Annotated in this window: 23 protein-coding genes and 5 pseudogenes; 5 read left to right on the forward strand and 23 right to left on the reverse strand. The window is 32.2% G+C overall.

Features of this window, described 5'->3' with window-relative positions; genetic code table 11:
* Positions 1-4 precede the first annotated feature (4 nt).
* From BKP57_RS02090 to BKP57_RS23245, 11 genes and pseudogenes are all read right to left on the reverse strand, one after another.
* Complete coding sequence (locus BKP57_RS02090; RefSeq protein WP_072740917.1) at positions 5-2,128, reverse strand: peptidase domain-containing ABC transporter; 2,124 nt, start codon at positions 2,126-2,128, stop codon at positions 5-7.
* A 13-nt stretch (positions 2,129-2,141) separates the two neighbouring features.
* The gene (gene lanM, locus BKP57_RS02095) at positions 2,142-4,766 is read right to left on the reverse strand and encodes a type 2 lanthipeptide synthetase LanM (protein WP_050353279.1); all 2,625 of its coding nucleotides are present in this window, start codon (positions 4,764-4,766) and stop codon (positions 2,142-2,144) included.
* A gap of 96 nt (positions 4,767-4,862) precedes the next feature.
* The gene (locus tag BKP57_RS21840) at positions 4,863-5,039 is read right to left on the reverse strand and encodes a class II lanthipeptide, LchA2/BrtA2 family (RefSeq protein WP_156875262.1); all 177 of its coding nucleotides are present in this window, start codon (positions 5,037-5,039) and stop codon (positions 4,863-4,865) included.
* Positions 5,040-5,063: 24 nt separating this feature from the next.
* A complete protein-coding gene (locus tag BKP57_RS02100; RefSeq protein ID WP_257786697.1) occupies positions 5,064-5,258 on the reverse strand; it encodes a plantaricin C family lantibiotic in 195 nt (64 codons plus the stop codon).
* 508 nt (positions 5,259-5,766) lie between these two features.
* Positions 5,767-6,402 (reverse strand): annotated as a pseudogene (locus BKP57_RS02105) (IS30 family transposase); the annotation flags it as partial.
* A gap of 37 nt (positions 6,403-6,439) precedes the next feature.
* The gene (locus BKP57_RS02110; RefSeq protein WP_050353281.1) at positions 6,440-6,682 is read right to left on the reverse strand and encodes a hypothetical protein; all 243 of its coding nucleotides are present in this window, start codon (positions 6,680-6,682) and stop codon (positions 6,440-6,442) included.
* Positions 6,683-7,083: 401 nt separating this feature from the next.
* Positions 7,084-7,380, reverse strand: coding sequence for a DNA topoisomerase (locus BKP57_RS02115; protein WP_169770810.1), 297 nt, complete (start codon positions 7,378-7,380; stop codon positions 7,084-7,086).
* Positions 7,381-7,490: 110 nt separating this feature from the next.
* Positions 7,491-7,757: pseudogene (locus tag BKP57_RS21845) on the reverse strand (CPCC family cysteine-rich protein).
* Between the two features lie 37 nt (positions 7,758-7,794).
* Positions 7,795-7,941, reverse strand: coding sequence for a hypothetical protein (locus tag BKP57_RS21850; protein ID WP_156875263.1), 147 nt, complete (start codon positions 7,939-7,941; stop codon positions 7,795-7,797).
* 516 nt (positions 7,942-8,457) lie between these two features.
* Complete coding sequence (locus BKP57_RS02130; protein ID WP_311997656.1) at positions 8,458-9,336, reverse strand: MFS transporter; 879 nt, start codon at positions 9,334-9,336, stop codon at positions 8,458-8,460.
* Complete coding sequence (locus tag BKP57_RS23245; protein ID WP_311997654.1) at positions 9,321-9,698, reverse strand: MFS transporter; 378 nt, start codon at positions 9,696-9,698, stop codon at positions 9,321-9,323. Before BKP57_RS23245 ends, BKP57_RS02130 begins: the two co-directional genes overlap by 16 nt.
* A 949-nt stretch (positions 9,699-10,647) precedes the next feature.
* Between BKP57_RS23245 and BKP57_RS02135 the strand changes: the two genes are divergently transcribed.
* Genes BKP57_RS02135 through BKP57_RS02145 form a run of 3 tightly spaced genes read left to right on the forward strand, consistent with a single transcriptional unit; the run spans position 10,648 to position 12,927 of the window.
* Complete coding sequence (locus BKP57_RS02135; RefSeq protein WP_050353284.1) at positions 10,648-11,550, forward strand: S8 family serine peptidase; 903 nt, start codon at positions 10,648-10,650, stop codon at positions 11,548-11,550.
* Entirely contained in the window at positions 11,531-12,451 is a 921-nt protein-coding gene (locus tag BKP57_RS02140) for an SAR2788 family putative toxin (protein WP_050353285.1), read from the forward strand. The genes BKP57_RS02135 and BKP57_RS02140 overlap by 20 nt, the downstream gene beginning before the upstream one ends.
* Complete coding sequence (locus BKP57_RS02145) at positions 12,427-12,927, forward strand: DUF7878 domain-containing protein (RefSeq protein WP_050353286.1); 501 nt, start codon at positions 12,427-12,429, stop codon at positions 12,925-12,927. The genes BKP57_RS02140 and BKP57_RS02145 overlap by 25 nt, the downstream gene beginning before the upstream one ends.
* Before the next feature lie 635 nt (positions 12,928-13,562).
* On the opposite strand, the pseudogene BKP57_RS02150 reads toward BKP57_RS02145, so the two are convergent.
* From BKP57_RS02150 to BKP57_RS02160, 3 genes and pseudogenes are all read right to left on the reverse strand, one after another.
* A pseudogene (locus BKP57_RS02150) lies at positions 13,563-14,581 on the reverse strand (IS3 family transposase).
* Between the two features lie 174 nt (positions 14,582-14,755).
* A complete protein-coding gene (locus BKP57_RS22410) occupies positions 14,756-14,929 on the reverse strand; it encodes a hypothetical protein (protein ID WP_169770811.1) in 174 nt (57 codons plus the stop codon).
* A gap of 108 nt (positions 14,930-15,037) precedes the next feature.
* Positions 15,038-15,916 carry an NgoPII family restriction endonuclease gene (locus BKP57_RS02160; protein WP_050353288.1) on the reverse strand — a complete coding sequence of 293 codons (879 nt, stop codon included), beginning with the start codon at positions 15,914-15,916 and terminating at the stop codon, positions 15,038-15,040.
* Positions 15,917-16,101: 185 nt separating this feature from the next.
* On the opposite strand from BKP57_RS02160, the gene BKP57_RS02165 reads away from it, so the two are divergent.
* Positions 16,102-17,373, forward strand: coding sequence for a DNA cytosine methyltransferase (locus tag BKP57_RS02165; protein WP_050353289.1), 1,272 nt, complete (start codon positions 16,102-16,104; stop codon positions 17,371-17,373).
* Positions 17,374-17,502: 129 nt separating this feature from the next.
* On the forward strand, positions 17,503-18,327 hold the full coding sequence (locus tag BKP57_RS02170; protein ID WP_082240986.1) for a DUF3427 domain-containing protein: 825 nt from the start codon (positions 17,503-17,505) through the stop codon (positions 18,325-18,327).
* Positions 18,328-18,763: 436 nt separating this feature from the next.
* Here the strand turns inward: BKP57_RS02170 and BKP57_RS23350 are convergent.
* The 9 genes and pseudogenes from BKP57_RS23350 to BKP57_RS23355 form a co-directional block, all read right to left on the reverse strand.
* Positions 18,764-19,267, reverse strand: a pseudogene (locus BKP57_RS23350) (recombinase family protein); the annotation flags it as partial.
* Between the two features lie 187 nt (positions 19,268-19,454).
* Positions 19,455-19,709, reverse strand: coding sequence for a hypothetical protein (locus BKP57_RS02180; RefSeq protein ID WP_082241016.1), 255 nt, complete (start codon positions 19,707-19,709; stop codon positions 19,455-19,457).
* Between the two features lie 101 nt (positions 19,710-19,810).
* Positions 19,811-20,269: a YrhA family protein gene (locus BKP57_RS02185; protein ID WP_050353291.1), complete on the reverse strand. Its 459-nt coding sequence runs from the start codon at positions 20,267-20,269 to the stop codon at positions 19,811-19,813.
* A gap of 212 nt (positions 20,270-20,481) precedes the next feature.
* Positions 20,482-21,255: a hypothetical protein gene (locus tag BKP57_RS22660; RefSeq protein ID WP_232231299.1), complete on the reverse strand. Its 774-nt coding sequence runs from the start codon at positions 21,253-21,255 to the stop codon at positions 20,482-20,484.
* Entirely contained in the window at positions 21,227-21,481 is a 255-nt protein-coding gene (locus tag BKP57_RS02195) for a hypothetical protein (RefSeq protein WP_050353292.1), read from the reverse strand. Before BKP57_RS02195 ends, BKP57_RS22660 begins: the two co-directional genes overlap by 29 nt.
* 364 nt (positions 21,482-21,845) lie before the next feature.
* On the reverse strand, positions 21,846-22,376 hold the full coding sequence (locus BKP57_RS02200) for an SMI1/KNR4 family protein (RefSeq protein ID WP_072740920.1): 531 nt from the start codon (positions 22,374-22,376) through the stop codon (positions 21,846-21,848).
* Positions 22,377-22,407: 31 nt separating this feature from the next.
* Positions 22,408-23,160: an HNH endonuclease gene (locus tag BKP57_RS02205; RefSeq protein ID WP_050353294.1), complete on the reverse strand. Its 753-nt coding sequence runs from the start codon at positions 23,158-23,160 to the stop codon at positions 22,408-22,410.
* Between the two features lie 50 nt (positions 23,161-23,210).
* Complete coding sequence (locus BKP57_RS02210; RefSeq protein ID WP_072740921.1) at positions 23,211-23,945, reverse strand: LXG domain-containing protein; 735 nt, start codon at positions 23,943-23,945, stop codon at positions 23,211-23,213.
* Positions 23,946-23,979: 34 nt separating this feature from the next.
* Positions 23,980-24,075: pseudogene (locus tag BKP57_RS23355) on the reverse strand (hypothetical protein); the annotation flags it as partial.
* Positions 24,076-24,221 lie beyond the last annotated feature (146 nt).

Raw genomic sequence — 24,221 nt, forward strand, 5'->3', positions numbered from 1 at the left:
ATCTTCATCCTTCCTGAGAGCTAAATTCTGCGAATTTAGGATTGCTTTGTTTTAAATAATCATAACTTCCTATGTCATTAATTATCCCACTGTCAAGGAATATTATTTTGTCACATTTTTTAATACTGGAAAGTCGATGTGCAACTATTATCTGAGTTTGTGTGAGATTTTGGAGCTCTTTATTTATACTTAACTCAGTTTGATTATCTAACGAACTTGTTGCTTCATCTAGAATTAATAAGTCCGGATTATCTACAATAGCCCTTGCTATTATTATTCTTTGCTTTTGTCCTCCAGAAATATTTGTACCACTTTCCGATATGACTGTTTCGATGCCTAATGGCATTCTAGAAATATCCTCGATTAAATTTGCGACTTTGAGTGCCTCTATAAGTTGTTTATCATTTATTTCTCTATTCATTAGAATGTTATCTTTTATAGACTTGTTGTAAACAAATGGTTCTTGAGGTACAAAACCAATTTTCTTCTTATATTCATTAATATCAACTTCATGAATATCTTGATTGTTTATATAAATTTTTCCTTTCGTAGGTTTGTACATGCCAAGCACCAATCCCAATATAGTTGATTTTCCTGATCCAGTAGCGCCTGCAAATCCAGTCTTTTCCCCCCCGTATATTTTAAAAGATATGTCTTCTAATACATAATTTTTTTGTCCAGGGAAAGAGAAATATACATTTTCAAACTCTATTGTTTCAATTAGTTGAATCTCTTTTTGTCCCACATATTCATCTTCATCTTTCTGATCTAAAATATCATTGATTCTTAATAAATTGTTTTTTAAAGTCCCTAAAGTGTTAAATGTATTGAAAAGACTGGAAAAGTTTTGGAAATACACCCCAGACAATGAAAATATAAATATTAAGAGACCAATATTTATATTTTCATTTTTAGAAAATAAGACTGTCATAACTAATAAAACCATAGGTCCAAAAGTGTTTAAAAAATATATAATAGTCGAATAAACATTATTAACTTTACTTCTGTTAACATAGGCAACTAAAGCTTCTTTATTTGTATCCATAAGTAAATCGCCCATATATTCTTCTTGTGAATTGGCTTTTATGGAAAATATAGAAGAGAAGGTTTCGTATTCAAGAGCTTGTAACCTGGTGTATTCATTTAATTCTAATTTATTTTTCAACACTATATCTTTTCGCAATACTGCCAACACCAATCCAAAAATCAAAGAAATAGTTGCTAAAAAAACAAATGAAATAAAGTCATTTATTAATACTGCTATTAATAAAACAATGGTTACTATGCTATCTAATATTCCCTTAAAAATAGTATCAAATATTAATTCCCTATTAGATCTTAATAGACCTAATCTAAATAAAATTAGACTAGAACTCCGAGTTAAGAAAAATTGAAATGGAACTGAAAACAATTTTTTTACAATTTTATGATAATGATTTAAATCCATTATCTTAACAGTTTGTAACATGAATGATACTCTAGAATAGTAAAGAGCTAGAAGTAAAGGCACTATTAAGAGTAATGAGAGAATATATTCATTACTAATTGTTTGATTTTTTTCATAATAATTAGTGAATGATCCTATAAAAGAAGGTATCAATAATACTGATAATGAAAAAATTAATGATATTGAGAATAACAGTATAAATCTTTTTTTATTCTCTAGAAAATAATCAATATATAACTTCCAATTATTGTGTTTCTCCTTCGGTTTAACTTTACTAAAGTTCTCATTAGGAGTACTTGTCAAAGCAAAGTTGGAATATTTTTCTGAAAACTCATATTTTGTAAGTTTTACCTTCCCTAGTGCCGGGTCAATTATATAATAATTATTGTTCTTTATTTTAGACAAAACAACAAAATGGTTATTGTTCCAATATAAGATGATTGGATTTTTTAAAATCTCGTCAAGTCTATTTATTCCTACCTCATAAAAATCAACGTTTAAATTGTAAGAGGATAAAATATCTCCTACCTTTTGTAAAGATAGACCATCCCTTCCAATATCTTCGTATTCTTTTATATCTTTTGGTAGCACTTTACAACCAAAAGAATTAAGAATCATAGAAGCACAACATAATCCACACTCCGACTCCTGGGACTGAGGAATATATTTTAATTTCCCCATTACCTAACACTCCCTAACAATCTAATAAAAGAATAGATGGTAACTCAGGATTCTCTAATCTAATTAGAGTGTAGAAAAAACCTGATAAACCTAATCCGTAGTTTATATTGTTATCATAATAAGTCATTCCTACTTTCAAAAACTGCTTTTTAAGTACTGCTGATAATTTAGACAATGTAGGCTGGTCTATATAATTCAAATTATAAGCATCTATAAATAAATCCATAACACTTGCTAGTCCATGGCATAATGTTATATTTTCTATATAATTATTCTCTTTTGACATCAAATTGTTAACCAATCTATTAATTGAAGATTTGATCATTTGATCATCTTTAAATTCTTTCGAAAGCCGCATTCTACTTTGTAAAATACCAGGGAGACCATAACATAAATAATAACCTGCTAGATCACCTGTTCTGGGATCAATATAATTATTGTCATTCTCCCTAAATTGCTCGTCTTCTTTGGTAATTAACATTTTAATAGTTGAAGACAAATTCATATATGGAAAATTATTTTGTGTTTCATTAAGGGCGAAAATTATTCCCGATAATCCATGAGCCAATCCAGCGCCTAGTATTTTAAAATCTCTTTCCAATATTTCATCTTTTATTCTATCTATAATTGAAAAAACATCGTCTTTTAAAAAGATGATTTCTGTGTGTTTAGTTTTAATAAAGTCATATATTTTATTAACAACAACTAAAGCTCCTGCCAATCCACCAAAATAGTCAATATTAAGCAGTTTAAAATCCATTTCTTTAATACGGTTAATTGTCCTTTTTATTTCCTCAATATATTCAGGTTCATTATTCAATTTATATAAAGAAAAAATTATAAACAAATAAGAAGAGAGTCCATCTGTAATATTAATATCTTCACTATGCAATAATTTATTATCTTTTATTTTAATAATAAGATCGTAAAAGGAACTATCAATGTCAGTGATCTTTTTATTGCAGTATGCAGATGCTAATATAGCTCCACCAGTTTCATACAAGTAGCCGTTCACATAAGATAAATATGCCAGTTCCTCTCTAAAACTAACATGTAAGTGCTTTCTATCCCTGATTTTTTCTTCTATTTTCTTCATTTTTACTAAAGGAGAGTTTAGCATAGTTTCATGCGGTTTATGATTTGTTTTTCTTTCTGAATTGAAGTCGGATAACATTAAGCTCTTTTTAATATTATCCACCTCCAATTTCAAATCGGATTCCTTGAAATTCTTGATTTTCTTTTCTATTTGATTATGCAGATTACCTTCAAAATAATTATAAATTACTTTTCCATTACCTAACACTAAATTTCTATCTCTGATATAAAATATAGGGATATCTCCTTGTAAAAGTGCTTCTTTTTCATAAGCAAAAATAAGTTCGGGTTCGTTATCTTTTTTTATGTTATTTATTGCTTCTTCCGCATTATCTTTTTTCAGCATATAAAAAGGTTCTTTTAATAACTTTAATACCCTTTCATAGACATGAGTTGGTCTATATACATATCTTAATTTTGCATCAGCATTACCTATAACTCCCTGAATTAATTGGATATATTTTTCTTTGGAGTTCAGAATCTTTCGAGTCATATACTCAAAACCGTGAATTAATTCTTTTATGTAATATTGGGGTTCGATTATTTTACCATCTACTTTTATTAAATTTTCCTGATCAGAAGTGTAGACATTCAGCTTCTTTGAGACAAGCTTATTGTTTTTCACCTCATAAGAATTGTAGTCATAAAAAGGATTGATTACTTTTTCCTTTCTCCCAGTTAAGGAGGATATATTCATATAAGAATTAGATATGGCTACTGGAAAAATTCCTGTCCTGAATATTGAAGAATCTAAGTTGCTTATGAAGTCTGACACAAGATATAATTGATTTTTCTTATTTATTGGTGCGTAAAAACATTCTAAATCAATAAAATAAGGGTTAGTATTTTGTAGTATTACATTTTCATAATGGTTATCTGTACTATGTAAAAAGTATAAGACGGCTGAGAGTATGCCTTTGTTTATGAAAAACGTTTTTATATCTTTTTCTTGAGTGGGGGAAATATATTTAACATCTTCACAAAGAGAAAAAGTTTCATAATTATTTATCTCATACCCATAATCATTTAATATATTATTGATGAAATTATTTAAATTGTATTCAACGTCACTATTTCTAGGTTTGTAAAAAAAAACTTTTGATGTACATTTAATTTTCAAAGTTGTTTTTCCGCCATTATGGCTATCTCCTTCTCCCATTTTAATATGAGTTATGTTATCCAAATCTAAGTCTTCTGCTATTTCATCTAAGTTTAAAAAGACTTCATTCAAATACTCTATTAGAAGATTATGCTTGTTTGTTAAATAAGTAGGAAGGTAGTTAAATGTACTTCTTACTTCATTTATTAAATCATCATTGATATACATTTCGAAATCTTCAATATCAAAATCAATTGAGTGATTATTATATATATAAGTATAGATGTAATATACATCTTCACTCAATTGGTTTATTATCTGGTTATTTAAAGAAGAAATGACAGAATCACTAACAATTTTATTTGGGTTTAATTCATTTAAAGATTCTTTAGATAAAATTCCTTTTGTAATTTTCTTTAAATTATTTTCTACGATATTTGTCATTTATCCTTTCTCCTATCATATTTTTCAATATAAAACTTGAGTATATATTGAATCAGTATTAATTAAAGGAGGAGCATTTTATAGCTCCTCCAAATATTAACCGCGTTCTCCACATTTGCTGCTACAAGCTAGTGTCGGGCAAAGTGCTATACTTGCTGCTACAGCACAAGGTACAGTTGTAGTTCCACCTTGTTTATCATCTACATTACTTACCTTTTTCAAGGAATTTTCAGCATTCTTGTTAGGCTCAAAGTTTTTTCTAAATAAACTCATTTTCATCTCTCCTTAAATAATTTTTTAAGCATTACAACCACCAGTACATTCATGCGAGAATGTACAAATTTTTCCATCATTACCTAAATGACATGACAAGTTATACCAAGGGCATTTCCCTCCTTGTACTTCTTGTAGCTTTTCATTCTGAAAATCTACTTTCTCTAAGTAATCTTGTTGTGCTACTTTTAATAATTGAGACTTTGACATTTCTTCCACCTCCTTTTTCCACCTGTTTTTTTGTGTCCAAGATTATAAAATTTTTTTAAAGGTTTGTTTATCAGAAGGAAGTGAATCTCCGATAACTTTGATTAAAAACCTTCCAAACAATTAAATTATTTTTTATGATTTCTCCTGGAAGTATAAAAGGACACATAGGGAAGGTAGTTCAATCAGATTATGTAGAGAATTTCATCATTTATAACAATGAAACTCATCTAACATACCTTTTACCTCTTAAAAAAATTTTATATCTACATAAATGAAGCACCACGACGTTAATAAATAAAATGTTTTAGTATTATAGCTAGATTTAATTTAATCACTTATATAGATATAAATTTTTTCTCCTATATAAATTAAGTGTCAGGATATTAAAAAATAAAATAATTTTCAAAATTTTAACTTTAAATGAATATTAAACAAAGTATACCATAAAATCAAATTTTTGAGTACCAGAAAAATTCATAATAATACATTATTTTCATTTTCTTTAATTTTTGATTTGTCAAATTAAGCGAGACAATATGCTTTTTTCAAAATCCTGACCTACATAATCTATGAAACACTCAATCGGTGTTTTGTATTTCAATAATTTCCTTGGTATGTTATTCCGTCGGAGTGCAACCTCAGAAATATACTCTTGTGACACAGGATTAAAGTCCATTTCTTTTGGCAGCCCATTCTTTCTTAGAAGACCGTTGGAATGCTCATTTAGACCCCTTTGAGATGGCGTTCCAGGATCTGCAAAATAAATATCGACATCTTGCTCATTACTGATGGATTTCCAATTGGAAAACTCTTTCCCACAGTCAAAGATAATGGACTAAAATAAGTGTTTTGGTAATCGATCAAACCATTGATGGAGCGATGTTTCAATATTGGTTGCCTGTCTATCAGCTGGTTTAATTGCGATGATGCATTTTGTTAAACGCTCAACAAGCGTGATGACAGCGCTCTTGTGATAACGTCCCACAATGGTATCTCCTTCTATACGGACTTTTTCATGAATGTAGTCCTTTTCTACAGATGCTAATTGAATCTTTTTACGGTCACATTTGGCTTTATTCGCTTGATATTTTAGATAAACGTCTATCGCAGTAAGTCCTTCTCTCAGTTGTCTAATAACACGATAAATAGCTTCATGCCACGCCTTTCAGCAGTTTACTGATTTCGCTCCACTACCAAGAATGTCCAAATGCGGTCATATCTCCGTTTATAATCACAGATGAGTTAGGTATAGAGTCAGTATAAGAATTAATACTTTGGAATTGGCTTCTTATTAATTCTTCAGACTTTCTTTTTTTCTCACTTTTACTTTGTTTTAAATTTCCAATATCCATCTCAGGTGTCCAAGGATATTGAGGATCTGAGGTAATAACCAAAGAATATGGTTCTCTACTAAGTTTATTGGATGCAGTCACTATTACAACTCCTATATAACTGATTTTTTAAATCAAAGCGCCTGAATTCATCCCTAAAATAGTAAATATTTACTAACATATGGAAATAATAGCATATTCAAAAAATTAATACAATGTTTATTTTGAATAAAACTAAATTTTGATAGTTATGAATTTTTCTAACAATAATAATTTTGAAAGTTTAGTATCACTTTAACAACAAACTGTGGAACACGTTCTTATAAAACCAAAATCCTATCCCAAAAAGGAATAACTACCGTTCGCTGTCCTCTTCGGGAATTCAAAAATCACAGACAACCCGTTCTGAAGAATGATGGCGTATTGCTCTTGTACCTTCGAGCTGTCCACGTACGTTTTTCTTGTTTCTCGATACTTCACAGAGAAAAAATACCTAAACAATCTTAATAGGAAGTCAAGTTCTGCTTCACATAAGCAAATTTATTCTCCACAATCAAGTGACAGTCCGTTCTAGGATAGGTAACCAATTTCTTTTCATACAACCCTTGCACAATCTCTAGCACCATAGATGGACTATACTTCCGTTGTTTATTCATTTTTGTTTGTAAAGTAGATAAAAAATGCAGCTTCGGAGCCCTCGTTTTCTTTTGTGTCTTGTCTAGTTCTGTTACTTTCCCATCCTGTCGCCTTCTTGAACACCATAAGACTGTAAAACATCCATCGTTTTTGTTTGGTATCATAGCGCTGATTATCTTTAACTTCAAAGCTTTTGCTATGTGTACCAATTGCAAATAGAGGTATATGCCTACCATTGTTTAGGCTATAAGTTAACATTAGGTGAATTTTTCTCTTATAAAATATGTTTCCATCGAGTATCTTTGAGGTCTTTTTCATTAGGTTTCCGCACGTGCTCAACAAACTCTTCTTCACAAGCTCCCACTAAAATAAAATTCTTTTGCGCCTGCTATAATGAAGGGGCATTAGCGCCTCCTTCATAATCAGGGTCAGCAAATTGAGTATAATCATCTTCCCAAAAGCATATTTCACATATCTCGAAAGTGCCCGGTGGTTCTTCGTTTAGTGTTTTGTAGCCACAACAAGGACAAGTATATTTCATATGGTTGCTCCTTTGTTTTCTATTATGTTCCACTAATCTATTTATTCAAATGAAAATTATATTTGATACCCACACTGCCATCTATATTTACTGTTATAGCTTTCGGAGATTCTTCGCCTGGTTCATAGTTTTCGGGTAACAAACCAGAATCCATTTGATGTGCAATACCTTCTGATATTTCCATATATTCTTCTAAGTTAGGTTTAGGAACTCCTAATAGTGTGTCTTAAGGATAATGGAGCCGAAACCTCTTTCATAAAATCAAATTCTGTATTAGGAGTTAATTTATCGAATATCTCTTTAATATGTTCTCTAACTTCTTGCCTAATGTTTGCTATGTCTTGTGAATTAAATGCTTTCATCATTAAGCTTCTAATTGGCCGATTCTCGGGGGGGGGGTCTAACGATTGGAGGTTTTTTTGAACATCAGACTGTAATCTGCTCATAGTATCAGATTGGTCTTCTACCCTTCTTTTATCGAGAGCAAAGAGCTTTGGGTTACGTAGAACATATTTACAATCATCGTATCGAGTTAGGACCCAGGATCCCATCCCTTCATGATAAAAGATAGGATGATTTTCCCTTAAATTGATATGGGTTCTCTATATTAATTGGATTTAAAGGGTTATAATAAGGTTTTCTTTTTATTGTCATAAACTTATTTACTTCCTTCAACTTATATTATATAACTATTCTGTATTCAAGGTGTGTAATGCTTATAAAGCCTTATATACATAAAACCACTAAAAAAAGCAGCCAAAAGAATAATACTAAATATGCTTAATGGGTTCATCCACTCAGATAAAAATAAAGTAAGTGGTGCTAAAAATCTACCGATAGTAAATTGTAAATCTGCTGCACCCATATATGTTCCTCTTGAATTATCTGGTGCGTAATCTGCAATAAAATTTTTTATAACAGGAGCACGAACAATCTCCCCAAAAGTAAAAATGATTGTTAACAATAACAAAATCCATATATTAGTTGTAAAACCAACTAAAAACATGCCGCCCCCTGCTAATATAGCAGATAATATAAAAACGTTGCGATCTGTCCAGCCTTTTAGCCACTTTGTTACAGGCAATACAAAAAATACAAATAGGAGACCATTAATGCCTAATATTAACCCTAATATCTCTTTACCATTTAAACTTAATCTCCAATTATTAAAATTAAATAGATCTTGAGCAGGTACATAGGAGGTTATATAATACGCAAAATATAAATCTAATTGCATAATAGCAATTACTGCTAGAACTCCTCCAATTATGTATTGAAAAAATATTTTATCTTTAAGGACAAACCAGTAATCATAGAGTTGATTACTGATTAACTTTGGTATTGTTTTTATACCTATTTCTTCTCTTTTTAGGGTTGGAACGGATTCTTTTATATAAAGAAGAATTAACGTAGTGTATATAACCATTATGAAAGTACAAACCCATAATAACCCACTTAAGTAGTTAAAAAAGAAGAATGATCCTATAACCGGACCTAAAACTGCACCTACATTATTTGCTGTGATAAAGGTAGCAAATATTTCCCTTCTATCCGATTTTTCTGCTAAGTCAGCAACCATAGCACTGCTTGCTGGCTATAAATAGCCCCACCTAGACTGATTCCTAAAAAGCAACCATAACTTAGCCAGTGATTATTATATATTACAGATAGCGCAAACAAAGCAAACATTAAAGTTTGTATAGATGATCCTATTATCATAATAATTCGTCGCCCAATATAATCAGATATATTACCTCCAATTATATTACCTATAATAGATACTAAAGGTGGGATACTCATTAAAGCCCCGGTAACAGCGTTTCCTAATACATCACTAAAGTAAATTGCCATAAACGGAAAATACATCCAATAGAAAAGATTGAAAATACCTTCACCTGCTAATCTTATTTTTAAACTCCTATTCCACTGCCTTATCTTCATATATACCTCCTTTTTTTAAAATATCTGCTTTGTCTGATTTAATAAGTATATAATATAAATTATTCAAAAATGTTTAAAATCCTCCTTTTATTTCAAATTATTTTTAAAAATTATCGGCTATGTATTGGCTTTCATCCAAAAAGCCAAAAAAGCGCTCAACTAGTGAAATAATTCGTTATAATAGTACTTTTGCGTTGAAGATTGGGGTGATTTTTAAACACACCGAAAGAAAACCTTACAAAAAACACTACTTGATGAGGATCAACCTTTTCCAAATTTTTCGATGGAAATGTTGGAGAAAAAGGTGGTTGGATGATTTCTATAGTCTTGTTTTCGTAAATTAACGAAGAACGTTTTTTTGTTCAAAAAATATCTAAATTATCGGGAGTGGTAGTGGAAGCATGCCATCAGCATGGTTCCACACTATATTCTGTTCCCAATTCTATCCCAGAATGTGAGGTAAAGCTCACTGGACGGCATCTATGGGCAGTGTTTACTGTATCCGGCAAAAGCTGTTAAGTGCGGTCTATCGCTTGACTGCTTTTGCCGGATACAGGATCCTCCGTGAATGGATGCCGTCCTTAAACGGACTTAAATTTTTTGTTGTTCGAGATATTGACATAGCTCCACTGCCGCCGACTTCCTTCAGATTCTGGGTCCCCCCAGACACCATTGTCTTAAGCTAACCACTACTACTGCCTTTGTGGTTCGTGTTAACCCTAGAGAATACGCACATGCCTGGCACCCAACAATGAGTGCAAGGAAAAAATGATTCAATATTTTTAATAACCCAATTAATTAATGCACTGCTAGTGACAAAAGATACAAGTAAAAAGCAACTAAAAATTTTTATAAAAAAAACATTGGAAATTTTGTATTATTATGTAATAATCGGATTATATAATTTATAAATAGCTATAGGAGGGTGGAGGTTTGCGGAATTAGCACTATGAAAAAGAAAGTTTATGTTGGTTTTTCACTAATTTTATTTTTATCATTATTTATTTATTATCTACAAGTTTTCGAGAAAGAAGAGGAATATGAGAGCTGGGCTCTTGACTATATCGGTGAAGCACGGAAACAATCCTCTAGCCAGATTAAAATAGCTATCTTGGATAGTGGTATAAACAAGACACATGGCGATTTAAAAAATGTAAATTTCGAAGAGGTCAACGTGATAGAACCCAATAAGCCGATAACAGACAAATTTGGTCATGGAACAGCTATAGCAGGTATTATAGCTGGTGAGAAAGTAGGGATCATTAGCTCAGAGGAAAATTTGATCTTATACGACGTAAAAGTCCTTAACGACAAAGGCGAAGGAACAATTGAAGACATTATTAATGGTATTATGTGGTGCGTAGAGCAAGAAGTAGATGTAATAAATATAAGCTTTGGTTTTTTTGATGACAAAAAAGGTCTTCACGATGCAATAAGGGCAGCTACAAAAAAAGGTATAGTTGTAACAGCGGCAGCTGGAAATACAATGGGGCTGAGCGTAGACTACCCTGCTAAATATGAAGAAGTTTTATCTATTGCTTCTATAGATAAAGACTTTAATATCGATCCTCGATCAGGGTACGGGAAGGTAGACTATTCAGCTCCCGGTGTTAAAGTTATTTCAACTGATAACCAGGGTGGGATGTCTGAGTTTTCCGGAACTTCTTTTGCGACAGCATATGCGACTGGAGTAATTGCATCTATCGTTTCGAATAAATATAACACAGCTAATATCAAACAGTTATTAAATAAGCACACTTTAAAGTTAAATGAAAAATCAGTTTATGGTGAAGGTATATTAACTTTTAAAAGAGAATACTTGGAGGAAACCTATGAAAAAGTTTACAATTAAATTAATATTACCAGTTTTAATTTTTACTACTGTTTTTTCTAACACAAGCCTAGCTTTTGCAGATAATTATAACAAAGAAGATTTAGAGATTAGTAACAAAATTTCGCAAGAGTTTGCTAATACAAAATATATTGATGGAAATATTGATCATGAACTTATTGAGATAGAGTCAGATGATGATACCATTTCTTATCAAGTTGATGTTGAAGAAGAATTTGGAATCAAGAATGATTCATTTGAAATGCATGTAGATGAATTTTCAGATTCCGAAATACTTGTTAATTCTAATCTACAAATGCAAGATTTACTTTACGAATCAAATTTATATGTAAATTTAGATGCTGGCGAATTTTATGTAACTGAAGTGGAAATAAAAGATAATGGAGAAAAGATTGTTACAACTTATGACGTGTTCTTAACTGAAATAGAAGGTGAAGAATTTAAAGCACAACTTGTTAACCGAAATACAGGGGATTTACATGAAGTTAATACAATTGATGCTAAAGCCTCGGCTATTCCTGTGATAGGTCTTATAATTGCAAATGGTGTGAGATGGGCTGTAAAGAAGTTTGGAAAGAGAGCATTAGTAAGTGCTTTCGGTAAATATGCATTAAGTAACGCTATAAAAAAGGTAGCTAAATTTTCTGTATCTAAGAAGCATTTTAGAAATGCTGGAGGCAGATATGCAAAATTCAATACAACTAGTCAGAGTACAGTTCGCAAATGGGTAAAAGAGGCTCTTCGAAACAATCCATCAATTAAATTCAATAATAATTATAAAAAATTATCATTTACCATAACTTCTAACATTGGTAAAAAGGTAGGAACTAAAGGGGAAACTAAAATAAAAGTCGTCTTTGATCATACAGGTAAAATATGGACAGCATATCCAGTAAAGTAAAGTTTGACTACAGCTTCACACGTGACCCGAGTGATATCTCAAATAAACAAAGAAAAGATGTTTCCTTGATTTTAGATATCACTGCCAGATTTAGTATTTTTATAAATGACGACTGTTATTTTGACGAAGAGGAATTCCCTATTTTAGAATTCTATAAATACCTTTACGAATGGAAAGAAAAAACAAACAATCTAAATAGAATACAAGAGTTTCATTATTATTCTCTTGAATATGACGAGTATGATGATGGAGCAATTTTATCTCTAATCCCTTTTGGAGGGGATAAGGCAAGATTGAAATCTATTTGGGCACAAGAATACCTTTACAATGTATTTGATGCTTCATATATAAAGGATGAATTCATGTCTCTGGAATCTTCATTAAAAAAAGATATTGAAGAATATTTTAATATTGATTTAAAAAAGTTTTTGAAACATATTCCTATGTACAAAGAAATTAATACAGAAGACATGTAGAGTATGAGTGGCTACCTTTTAGTAGCCACTCTTTTTTGGCCTAGCATGGGAGAATTCTAACGGGTGCAAGTCCCTAGTGCGACCAAGTAGCAGTATATACATAGCCAAAAATAAGGGTGTCCATGGCGACATGGAATCTGAAGGAAGCTCGAGGCAAACCTCTGGTCTGACGAACAGAAATCATATAAGAGGCAACGTATGAAGATAAGGCTGCAAAAGAAGTTGAAGTCCGATAGCTATACTTATCATACCCATTCACAAACTCTGTTTTAAATGATTTAAACGTTAATTCTTTTCAAAAGGTATGTTTACTATTGAAAGTTATTGCGCGCATTATTGATCTCTCAATTTCAAACATAACTAATGCTTCATAAATAGGATTATTTTTAAACTTATTTCCTCTATCTGTATAAAATAACTTAAAGAGAGAGTTGGATTGTAACTCACGGTCGCGAAAGCACGATGAACTAGTGACCCATTGTCAAGACAAAAATTTTAAATATTTTAGGTGGGGGAGCTGTGGAGCTCCTTTAAGGGGAATTAACATTTTTTTCATTACCATTCTCTTTCATAGAAACTTGGTTGTAAGGAGGGGCTTCACGACAAAGTTCCTATGGATGAGAGGGGGCATTCTTTTATGAATAATAGACAAACTCAGGTGTCTGGTATTTTAGCGATTGATGTAGTCGCTTTTGGTTATAGAATGCAAAAATAGTTTCGAATTTCTTGTCTAGCCTCTCTGGGGTTGTGGTATTCTTTGAGATAAATTTCTTCGTATTTGATAGTGCACCAAAGTCGTTCCGTAATGGTGTTGTCTAGTGCACGTCCTTTGCCGTCCATACTAATGTGGACTTCATTCTGTTTTAATAGATTAATATATTTAGGGCTAGTAAAATGACTGGTTTCCCTTGAGAAAGCGCACGTTATAACGAAGTCCATTTTCTGATCCAGCTCCCAACTGATCACATAGCGAGAATACCAATCAATAAGGGCAACCAAATAAAGCCAGCTCCGTTTAAGACGCACGTAGGTAATATCTATTCCCCATACGTGATTGGGATGTTGGATGGTTAATCCTCTTAATAGATAAGGATAAATTCTGTGCTGCTGTTTCTGTTTACTAAGGATTTGGACCGGGTGATATCCCCGCAATTCCCATTGTACAGCTTTCCTGTTTAACAATGAGTCCTTCTTGTTTAAGGGCTTCTGAGATGCGTCTTGATCCATAAAAAGGGCGTTCTGTGTATATCTCATCGATTCGATTTTTGATAAGGAGTTCCTCTGAGGAAGGGGCTCTACAGGCCTATAATATAGGCTTGAGCGATTAAGATTCAACAGCTCTGCTTGGGTCTTTATGGAAAGCTCTGAACCATCCCAATCCAGCATGTCTAAACGCTCTGTTCTAGTCTTTGATTCCAGATTTTTTAAGCCTCGACAATTGCGTGGTAAGTCGCCCTATTTCTGCGTAGAGATTTTCTATTTGATCTTCGTATTCCTCCTTCATGTGGTCGACTTTCTTATTCTCTCTTTCAAATAGTTGTGGCATGTGATCAAGTGCAGCTTTACGCCATTGACGTAACTGATTTACATGTATGCCATGTTCTGAGGAAATCTCAGCAAGACTTCTTTCTTCTTTAAGTATTTCTAGCACGATCTTGGATTTGAATTGTGATGTATAACTTTTTCTTTTACCCTTAAATCTACTTTAACATCTCCTTATCTCGTGTCTAGATTTATGGGTCCATTATAGACCTTGGGCTGAAGCATCCTCAAAGTAAGACTAAACTCATTCTTCTATTCTAAATATTTCGTCCTTATCTTCATTAAATTATTTCTTTGATTTTCGACCAAGCGTAAACCATAAATAAATAGCCACAGCAACAAGTACAATTAATGCAATAATGTTTATTATTGTTGAAATAAACTCATTGTCTACGAAAATATTTATAATAAATGAACCTGCAACTATAACTAAAACAATGAAATATAAAATTTTATTCATAAGGTCCCTCTTGTAGATTTAAAAATTTATTAGCAAGTTAGCAATAATATACCGATAGTATTTTAACGTTATGCACTAGTTTTTATAACATACCAAGGAAAGTGTAATTCATATGGTTGCAGTGTACAAAATAGCTTCCATATTCTTTGCAGGATTATTTGGATTAGGTATCGTTACATTTTTCATCTGAAGATTATTATTTTCAACATATTTATTCAGATTAGGTTTATCTTCAATGGAATCGAAAGTCTCTTTTCTCATTAGTACATAAACATGAGTTTTAACCTTATCTAAATTTATTAATGAACGGAATATGGATGAAGGGTGTTCAATTCCCCACATCCCTCTAATTCTCAAATATGTAATACCGAGTGGATCAACTCTATTGACCCTTCCTAACTCTTTTGTTTCTCCAAACTCAACTTCAGGTATAGAAGAAACCCCATCCTTAATTGCATTGGAAATTTTTTCATATGTTTCTTTATCTGCACAAAAGCAATCTCCATAAATTAACCAAAGGCTAGATAATTTTTTATTTTTTACATTCCCTACAGCATAGATCATATCTTTTTTAGCCCATCCGCCATATTCATTTTCACACTCTCTACACTCTTTTTTTATACGTAAATCATTTGAGTGCAAATAATCTTTCGGGAATGAACTATTTAAAGCAATGCCATTAGGATTTGTCCCTTCTATTTTTTTCACTTCAACAGCAGCACCATGTTTTATCACAAAATCAGGTGGATTGTTTGAATTGCCAAGATAACTAAATACCTTTTGATATTCTTTTAATTTATCACCCGCCATTTCATAATTAAAACTATAGCTACAGAAAGCATCTTTTACGAAATATTCTAGTAAATCTCCAGCACTGTTTATCCTATTGCTATTTTTATGATTCAAAACCTTAGGCATCTTATTACTGTTTCGTTCTAAGATATTGCGCAGTGCTATTAATACATTAGTAGTAGGTGTGTAATACATGTTAAAATCTCCCTATTATAGTTATATACCTAATTGTACATTTGACTTAAAATATTGTCTATACAGTATATAATAGAATTAACTTCTTTATTTGTTTGTTGGTATTGAATTCCAAAATTGATTTGTTGCTATATGTTAAGATAACTTGTAAGATTTTTATATAATGCGTTGTGAGGAGATAAAGAATGGTTCAAATTAAAATAGACGAAAGAGGTAGAGGTAAGTTTAAACCAGCCCCTGAACTCAATAAGGAAGAAGTAAAACAAATATTAATGGAGAAAATAAGAAATGAAAGGGAAACAGTTATAGAGTCAACTAACGACTTTTCTAATGATGAAATTAAACACAAAAACAATAAAATGAATGTTGTTTCGCTATTTTCTGGTTGCGGAGGGCTTGATTTAGGGTTTGAATTAGCTGGTTTAGATGCAATTATTGGTAAGGATAATACAGAAGCTATATTAACCAATAAAGATAACTTTAATAAAAAAAGAAACCAAAGTATTTTTCATACTGTATATGCTAATGATATTTTTGATGAAGCCTTACAGACCTATAGTTTAAACTTCCCCTCTCAAGTATACAAGCATAAAAAAGATATTAGAAAGATTCATGAATTCCCAATTGGTAACATAGTTATAGGGGGGTTTCCATGCCCTGGATTTAGTGAAGCTGGTCCTAGATTAGTTGATGATGAGAGAAACTTTTTATATTTACATTTTATTCGTTGCCTCATTCAAACCCAACCTGAAATATTTATTGGTGAAAATGTTAAAGGTATGCTTACGTTAGGAAAAGGAGAGGTTTTTAGACAAATCCGACAAGACTTTGAAGCAGCTGGTTATAAAGTTGAGGCTCAACTAGTTAATGCAAGAGACTACGGCGTTCCTCAGAATAGGGAGCGTGTAATTTTAGTCGGTGTTAGAAATGATTTAGATTTTAAATATACATTTCCAGACCCTACACATGGCGAAGGTGAGGGGTTAATCCCATATACAACTCTAAAAGATGCTATTGGCGACCTAGAGCAAGATCCAGGTCCTTATTTCACAGGTTCCTACTCAACTATTTTTATGTCAAGAAACCGTAAAAAGAGGTGGGATGAGCAAAGCTTTACCATCCAAGCTTCAGGCAGACAAGCACCAATCCATCCTGGAGGATCTCCTATGATAAAAACAGGTAAAGACAAATGGATATTTTCAGATGGAGAAGAACACAATCGGCGTCTATCAATTAAAGAGATAGCAAGAATTCAAACATTTCCAGATTGGTTTGAATTTAGCCAAGGAAAGAATTTGAAGATGAGTAAAAATGGAAGGCTAGATAAAGTTTATAAGCAAATTGGAAATGCAGTTCCAGTATTGCTAGCTAGAGCTATTGCTAAGCCCATTGCAGACTGGGCTGTGAGATATATAGAAGAAAAGGAAACATCATATCAAATGAAATTACATTTATAGTGAACTTGAACTAATTTGCAGACTTAAACTTAAAAAGGATATAGTACTAATATATTATTCAATTCTATATCCTTTTACATACAAACCATATAATACCAATACCAAACTAATTCATAGGAAGAGACAATAATGATATTTAACTCTCAAAACTCAAACAAAAATACTAACCTTCGAGAAAGTCATAAAAGCTCAAAAAATTTACTTCTTAAAATCGGAAATAAATATTCCAGAAAAGATGTTTATAGAATTTTTAACGTTCCAAAAAATCAACAGAAAGGAAACTGGAATACTGGATACACAACTTTTAATAATGACATCTTTATATTTGCAAATATTAACTCTGTTGGACGTACTGGTCATATATACGATAACAAATTCATTGGTGATGAACTACAGTGGTTCGGTAAAAAAACTCATTCATTACAATCAAAATCTATTCAAAGCATGCTTGATCCTAAGGGTAACGTATATATTTTCACACGTGAGAACAGTGAAAACACTGACTTTATTTATCAAGGAAACGCTAGAGTAAAGACTTACGATAATACTACACCAGTAAAAATTATATGGCAATTTAATGATAAAAATGAAGTTCACCTAAATAAAATTACTGAAGAAATAGATAATCCAGGCAAATATAAAGAAGGATCTACTAAACAAATTTATGTTAACATCTATGAACGTAATCCAATAGCAAGAAGAAAATGTATAGAATACTATGGATGTAGTTGTTTAGTTTGTGGTTTTAACTTTGAAAATAAATATGGTGAGCTTGGCAAAGATTTCATACATGTTCACCACATTAGAGAACTACATACAATTGATAGAGAATATGAAGTTGATCCTATTACTGATTTAAGACCTGTATGCCCGAATTGCCATGCTATGTTACATAAAACAAAGCCTGCTCACTCTATAGAATTCCTAAAACATCTATTAAATAGAACTCCGTAATAATGAAAGTTCAATATTATTGTTTTGTTTTCAACTAATCTTAAATGCCTTAGAGTTCATCAAGGTTTTAGGAATTCTAAGGCACTCTTCTAAGTTTCTATTTATTCAAATCAAAATTATATTTGATATCCACACTGCCATCTATATTTACTGTTATATACTCAATGATTACCTTTAAAACATGGTATAAGTCCTGATCCTTTTTTTCAATTGTTTTAAAAGCTTGTTGGATGTTTTTCACAGATACTTCCTGTACTTCTTCATTTTTATATAAGAACAGTTTATCCTGGGCTTCTTTTATCTGCTGTTCAAATTCTTTTCTCCTAACTTGAAATTCTACTTTATCGATCAATTTATCAAGACAAAGATCAACAAGACCTTCGCTTTTCTCTTGATATTTTGCGATACTATTCTCCAATTGTTTCACTTGCTGCATATGCTCCCCTCTCCGCACTTTAGCTGCAAGAGCAGAGCTAATGGAAACAGATAAAGACTTTGGATATTGCGCAGCAAACATTGAAAACATTTCAAATTTCATGTCATTTTTTCCTTCTACATAGCTATCATAGCCTTCTTCAATGGTTACCACTCTTACACCATGTCCGAGTAACACTTCTTTAATTTCCAAAGCATCTTTTAAATCACGAGCTAATCTATGTATGGATTTAAAAAGAACCATTTTTATTTCCCGATTTCGGGCTTTTTGGAGAATTAATTGCATCGCCGTTCTTTCTAGGAATAATGTCCCTGATTTATCTTCATCAATTAATACAGATTTCTCATTAAACTCATAATTGTTCTGTTCCAGCCAATATCGACATATATCAATTTGGTTGGGAACAGATTCTTTTTGGCTATCCTTATCACTGGAAACACGAGTGTATATCAAGTATTTATAGTCATTATATTTAGTTGCCTCTACATCCGACTGTTTAAACATGTTTGCCCCTCCCCAATACCAAAGTATGTGTAACTCCATTATAACATTACGGAAAGAGCAATGATTACCGTTGCAGGATTAGGATTCTGCATTACAATATGCATTAAACCTTGATGGGCTTCTTAACCCATCAAGGTTTATTCAAAAGATATTCTCTTACTCAAGGTTTTAATATTAGTCATTCAGGTTACTTTGATAATAATTCCTTGTTCATATTCTCAACCTTGTGCATTTCTTCTAGTAAAGGGTTTTGATAATCACTGTAACTATCTAAGTATGCTCTTACCCCACCGATAATATTTATATTTTTAATATCTTCATTGTTTTCAAGTGCTCTTAATGCATGTTCATACCTTGTATATATCAGGTGGAGAATTCTAGTGTTTATTTCTGCTGCATCATCATTATTCAATTTGGTTAACACTAATTTAATTTGTTGCATCAAATACTTTCGGGTTGAAAGATACTTCATAACCATCACTTCCAATTGAATCAATTAATTAACAAAACAGCAATTTCGTTTCTGATATCTTCCCCCCACATTTATAGAACTGTTTGAAGAGCTTCTTCCAACATAGACTCAAAACTTGCAAATGACTGAATTAGATTACCAGATGGTTTATCAAGCTCTAAAAATACGTTTTGATCAAGATCATAGCAATACCAAGCTATATCAGAATCTCCAAAAAATAAATACTGTTTTTGCCAGTCATTTTCATACCAAATTTCGTTTGTCTCAATTATCCCATCAATTTCCTCATCTATTTCTCTATCTAATAAAAATTTATCAACACCATAAATCACCAAACCATCAAAGTCTAGTCCGTTTACTGTCTTTAAAAATTCAATATAAGATACTGGCAGTGTAATATTTCCTAACCTTTGCTGAATACACTGCTTCAATCTAATAATCTCTGTATTCGATACTGGGTTTCTAAGTGAACTTCCATACTCTTTTTCAATTTTTTCTATCTCTATTAATAAGTCTTTCCAACCAGGCATATCTAATACTCCTTCCTTTCTACAGGCTTCAATGGATAGATATCACTGTCAAACATTGGCCAATTTATTACCCTACTTTCTCTAGCGGCCAAACCTCTTGTTAAGAGATTTTGTTTGTTGGTAATTGCTTTATGATAGGGGTCATTTCTAATTAGAACTAGATTAGAAAAATCATTCGTCCCACCATCGTCTAAAGGTAAGTTATGATGAACTTACCAGCCTTTTGGATTACGCCCATCTCTCATTCTGGCAATATCATTTTCGTCTAAACCCGCTTTTTTTAGACGCTCCATTCTTATAGGATCATTAGCAAATTCTTTAAGAAAATTCTTCCGTACAGAGCTATTAAATTTCTTTCTAAGATTAGCAGTTTCTTCTGACGACCTCTTAGTATATACAATTTCTTTCACTGTTACATCCTTTAAGTGGATTTTCTCGCCTTTTAGAGAACCTATAAAATTATCTTTTTTACCTTCTTCATTTGATAAGTCCTTCTTTTGAGTATGACTACTTCCTGCACCGTTCTCTCTGTCTAAAACAAAGTGATATCTCCCTGTTGTATCATTAACTACATTGACTTTAGGTATTTGTGTTCTCATCCATTCCTTTACATTCAACATCGTAGGAATTTTTAGAGAGGACCTTGTATACGTATTATTTTTAGAAATTACTTCTCCAACGTCGTTTTGGTCCGCAAACTTACTACCAGATTTTGGCTTAGAAAGGAACGACTTTGTACCAAAAACCGTTGAAAACAAACCAAAACTAGATAACCAATGTTCTTTGGAATACGTTTCTTCAGGACTTATTGTCCCATGCATCATGTCTACTCCACCAACAGTAAACCAGTTAACAAAGTCTTTTGGTGTATTCAACATATTTTCTGCCTGGACCTGAAGACCTTTTGAAAAGTCCTGTCCCGTATTCAATGCACCAAAAGTAATATAATTTCCGAAATCATAAAAAAGAGTCGAATTTAGCTTCATTTCTATCCTCTGCTGCTTTTAATACATCCGAACCTATCTCTTGAAACGCTTGAGCAGACTTTTGACATGCATTTTGCCTCCGATCATCTGGAATTGATGATACCAATTCGTACGTCACGGAACCATCAGATTCTTTAAACTCACGGACTTTTCTACCGTCAATTAGCGTATAGTATACACCATGCCATTCTTTCTTATAGTCCGAGATCTTTACTTTAGAAACCACTTGGTGCTCAATGGTAGAAAATTCTCCTGTAGTTAAACGGTCACCTGGTGCTGCTTAGAACAAAAAATACATTGCTCAAAGCTTATGAGTGATAAAATAGATGACTTTATATTTATATAAGTAATCGTAAAATATTTTTACGGTTACATACATCCGTATAATTATCAGTTTTTATTTATTCAAATCAAAATTATTGACACACCCGGATCATATCCCATATACATTCATCTTCTCCTTTTTCAATGATTCTGAAGGCATAAATAGGAAAATCACAAAATGTACCCTTGATAAGCTCACTCTATCAAGGGTTATGCAAAATATAACTGTTAGTCTTGACTATAAGAAAAACCCGATAAATATTAAGTCAATTAGAATCACTTTTTATTTCCTTTAAAAACTCAGGGTCAATCCAAACATTTTTAACTTTGTAATCGTCCATTTCATCTTCAATGTTATAGGGCTTTATACTTTCTAGAAAATCATTGAAACTTTCGGCAATATATATTAATGGATTTCTTGGTTTTAATTCTTCCTTTATAAGCTCTATATCATGATCCCAAAAACTAATAGTTTTGTCCTCAACATTCAGACAAACTATATTGCCTCCCTCAACTCTGCAAATCGGTATATTATTTCTTGGTATTCGCCCCTTATATATATTATATTGTGAATTTAGATCATTGATTTCCTCTAATTTAACGCCAAAAAAATCTGTTATTGATATTGAATTTATTTCTCCAGTAGATAATTCTAAAATGTTTGGCTCGGGAGTTCCACCATTCTTTTCTTTTAAAAAAGAAACATAATCTACTGGTAAATTAGTGCCTAATTTGTTTTCAAAATCACTGAATTCTGCTTTATCAAACTTGACATTACTTGCTTCAATTTCAATCATAACCTACACCTCTTTATCAAATTATTATAAATTAGGGAGCCAATCCTTTTCTAATTAATGCAACCCCACCAGTATGTCTCACAGATTGATGTAAATCAGTTGGCACTAACATTAAAGTCCTTCCATCTTCTACATGGTGCCAAGTGTAACCTTTAGGGGTAGCCTTTAAACCAATAGATTTATTAGCTGCTGTAAAGTCACTAGAGGTATTTCCTTTTAAACCATCTATTTTTATACTCACTTTTGAATAAGGACTAAAATCCGGGAATCCTTCTTTTGTAAATTTAACACCATTCGGATATTTTTTAGCCAAATCACCAGATAGATTGTATGTTTTTCCAGCATATTTCTTGTTTATAATTCTAACACTATTACCTTTGGTACTTGTAACTATCTTACCAGTATTTTCATTACCAAGCTTTAACTTACCTTCTCCCTTAATCAGTTTCCAAGCTTTTCCTGCTATTTTCCCTATTGGTACCAGAGAAGCTCCAGCTATTACTTTTTCACCTTTAGTGGTGTCACCGTCCATAACCATTTTCACATCATCCCAAAACAGAAAATCAATTGTCCCCTTTACTATTTTTCCTCCCGTATCTCCTATGTCTTCTACTTTTCTATCCAGCCACCCTTTGTCAGGTTCTCTTGGCTTCCATCGGTTTCCAGGGATAGTGTCAGTTATTTCATACTGGACATCACCTGTTTTTGACTTATACTCTCTAATTTTTCTGCCATCAGCCAAGGTATAATAAACGCCATTCCATTCTCTTTTGTAATCAGACACCTTTAATTTAGATACAATTTGTTTTTCCAGTGTTGCGAATTCATTTGTAGTTAGTTGATCTCCACTTGCTGCAATAACCGCTTGTAACGACTTGTAACTATAATCATTGTCTTAAACCGAAAGTATCTTTGCAAATAGTTAATCACTGTAGTTGCAAATGGAATAAATCTGGAAGAAGCAAATTTTAACAGTTCACTCAGTATCACTTCCGAATGTAGGGCATTTTTTGTACTATTTCTCATTAGCCCATCCATAAGTTCTTGATGAAACTTTTGATCAGCTAGTTGCCTTGCTTGATACCTATCAATACGTAACTTCCCATTGTTTCCTAGCTCACGGATTTGACTAATATAATTCTTCATCGTTCGTATATCTTGTTCTACGGGTTCTAGCTTAGCTGTATTATGGCGATCAAAAGCGTGGAGCTTCTCTATCGTCTGACGGTTCAGCTTTTTCGCATGCTGTACTTTATCTAGGAATTCCCCATCGTTTGTATTGGGAATGTCAACGATATCCCTTACAGACTGAAGAACAGCATTTGCCTCATCCGTTAACGCCATGGTAATCTGTTCCATTCGTTCAAAACTTCGTTGCACATCTTGAGAAAGAAAATCCTCACGAATAACCCCATCTTTGTTTGGTTCCATGTCCCGAACCGACTTTTTCATTTCCTGTAAAGTATCGGAGTAATTCGCAATAAAACCTTCTAGGAACAACAGAAATGGCATGTGTACCTCTTGATAGAAGGTTCGAATAGAATTTAGCCGTTTTCCCTTTAAATGCATCCTCCAAAGCTATAATGCCCTCTATGCTCTTCTGGATGTTTTTTACTTGTGTATGTATTTGTTCTAGCTGTGATATGGTTTTGTCAATATAGCTATGAAGGTCGCTTACATAAAGCGCCTTAATGAACATCCCCTCCTATCCCCATTGGTAATCATTTCAATGTAACCCCTTTAGTTGCATTATACTAAAAGTAAAAAATATATGGAATGTTTATTCTGAAATGAATTTATAGGCAGTGAATAAGTTATACTAATTTATATACTGTAATAGAATTA

Source organism: Virgibacillus sp. 6R (genome assembly GCF_001895305.1).
In the GTDB taxonomy this organism is placed as follows: Bacteria; Bacillota; Bacilli; order Bacillales; family Amphibacillaceae; genus Virgibacillus; species Virgibacillus pantothenticus.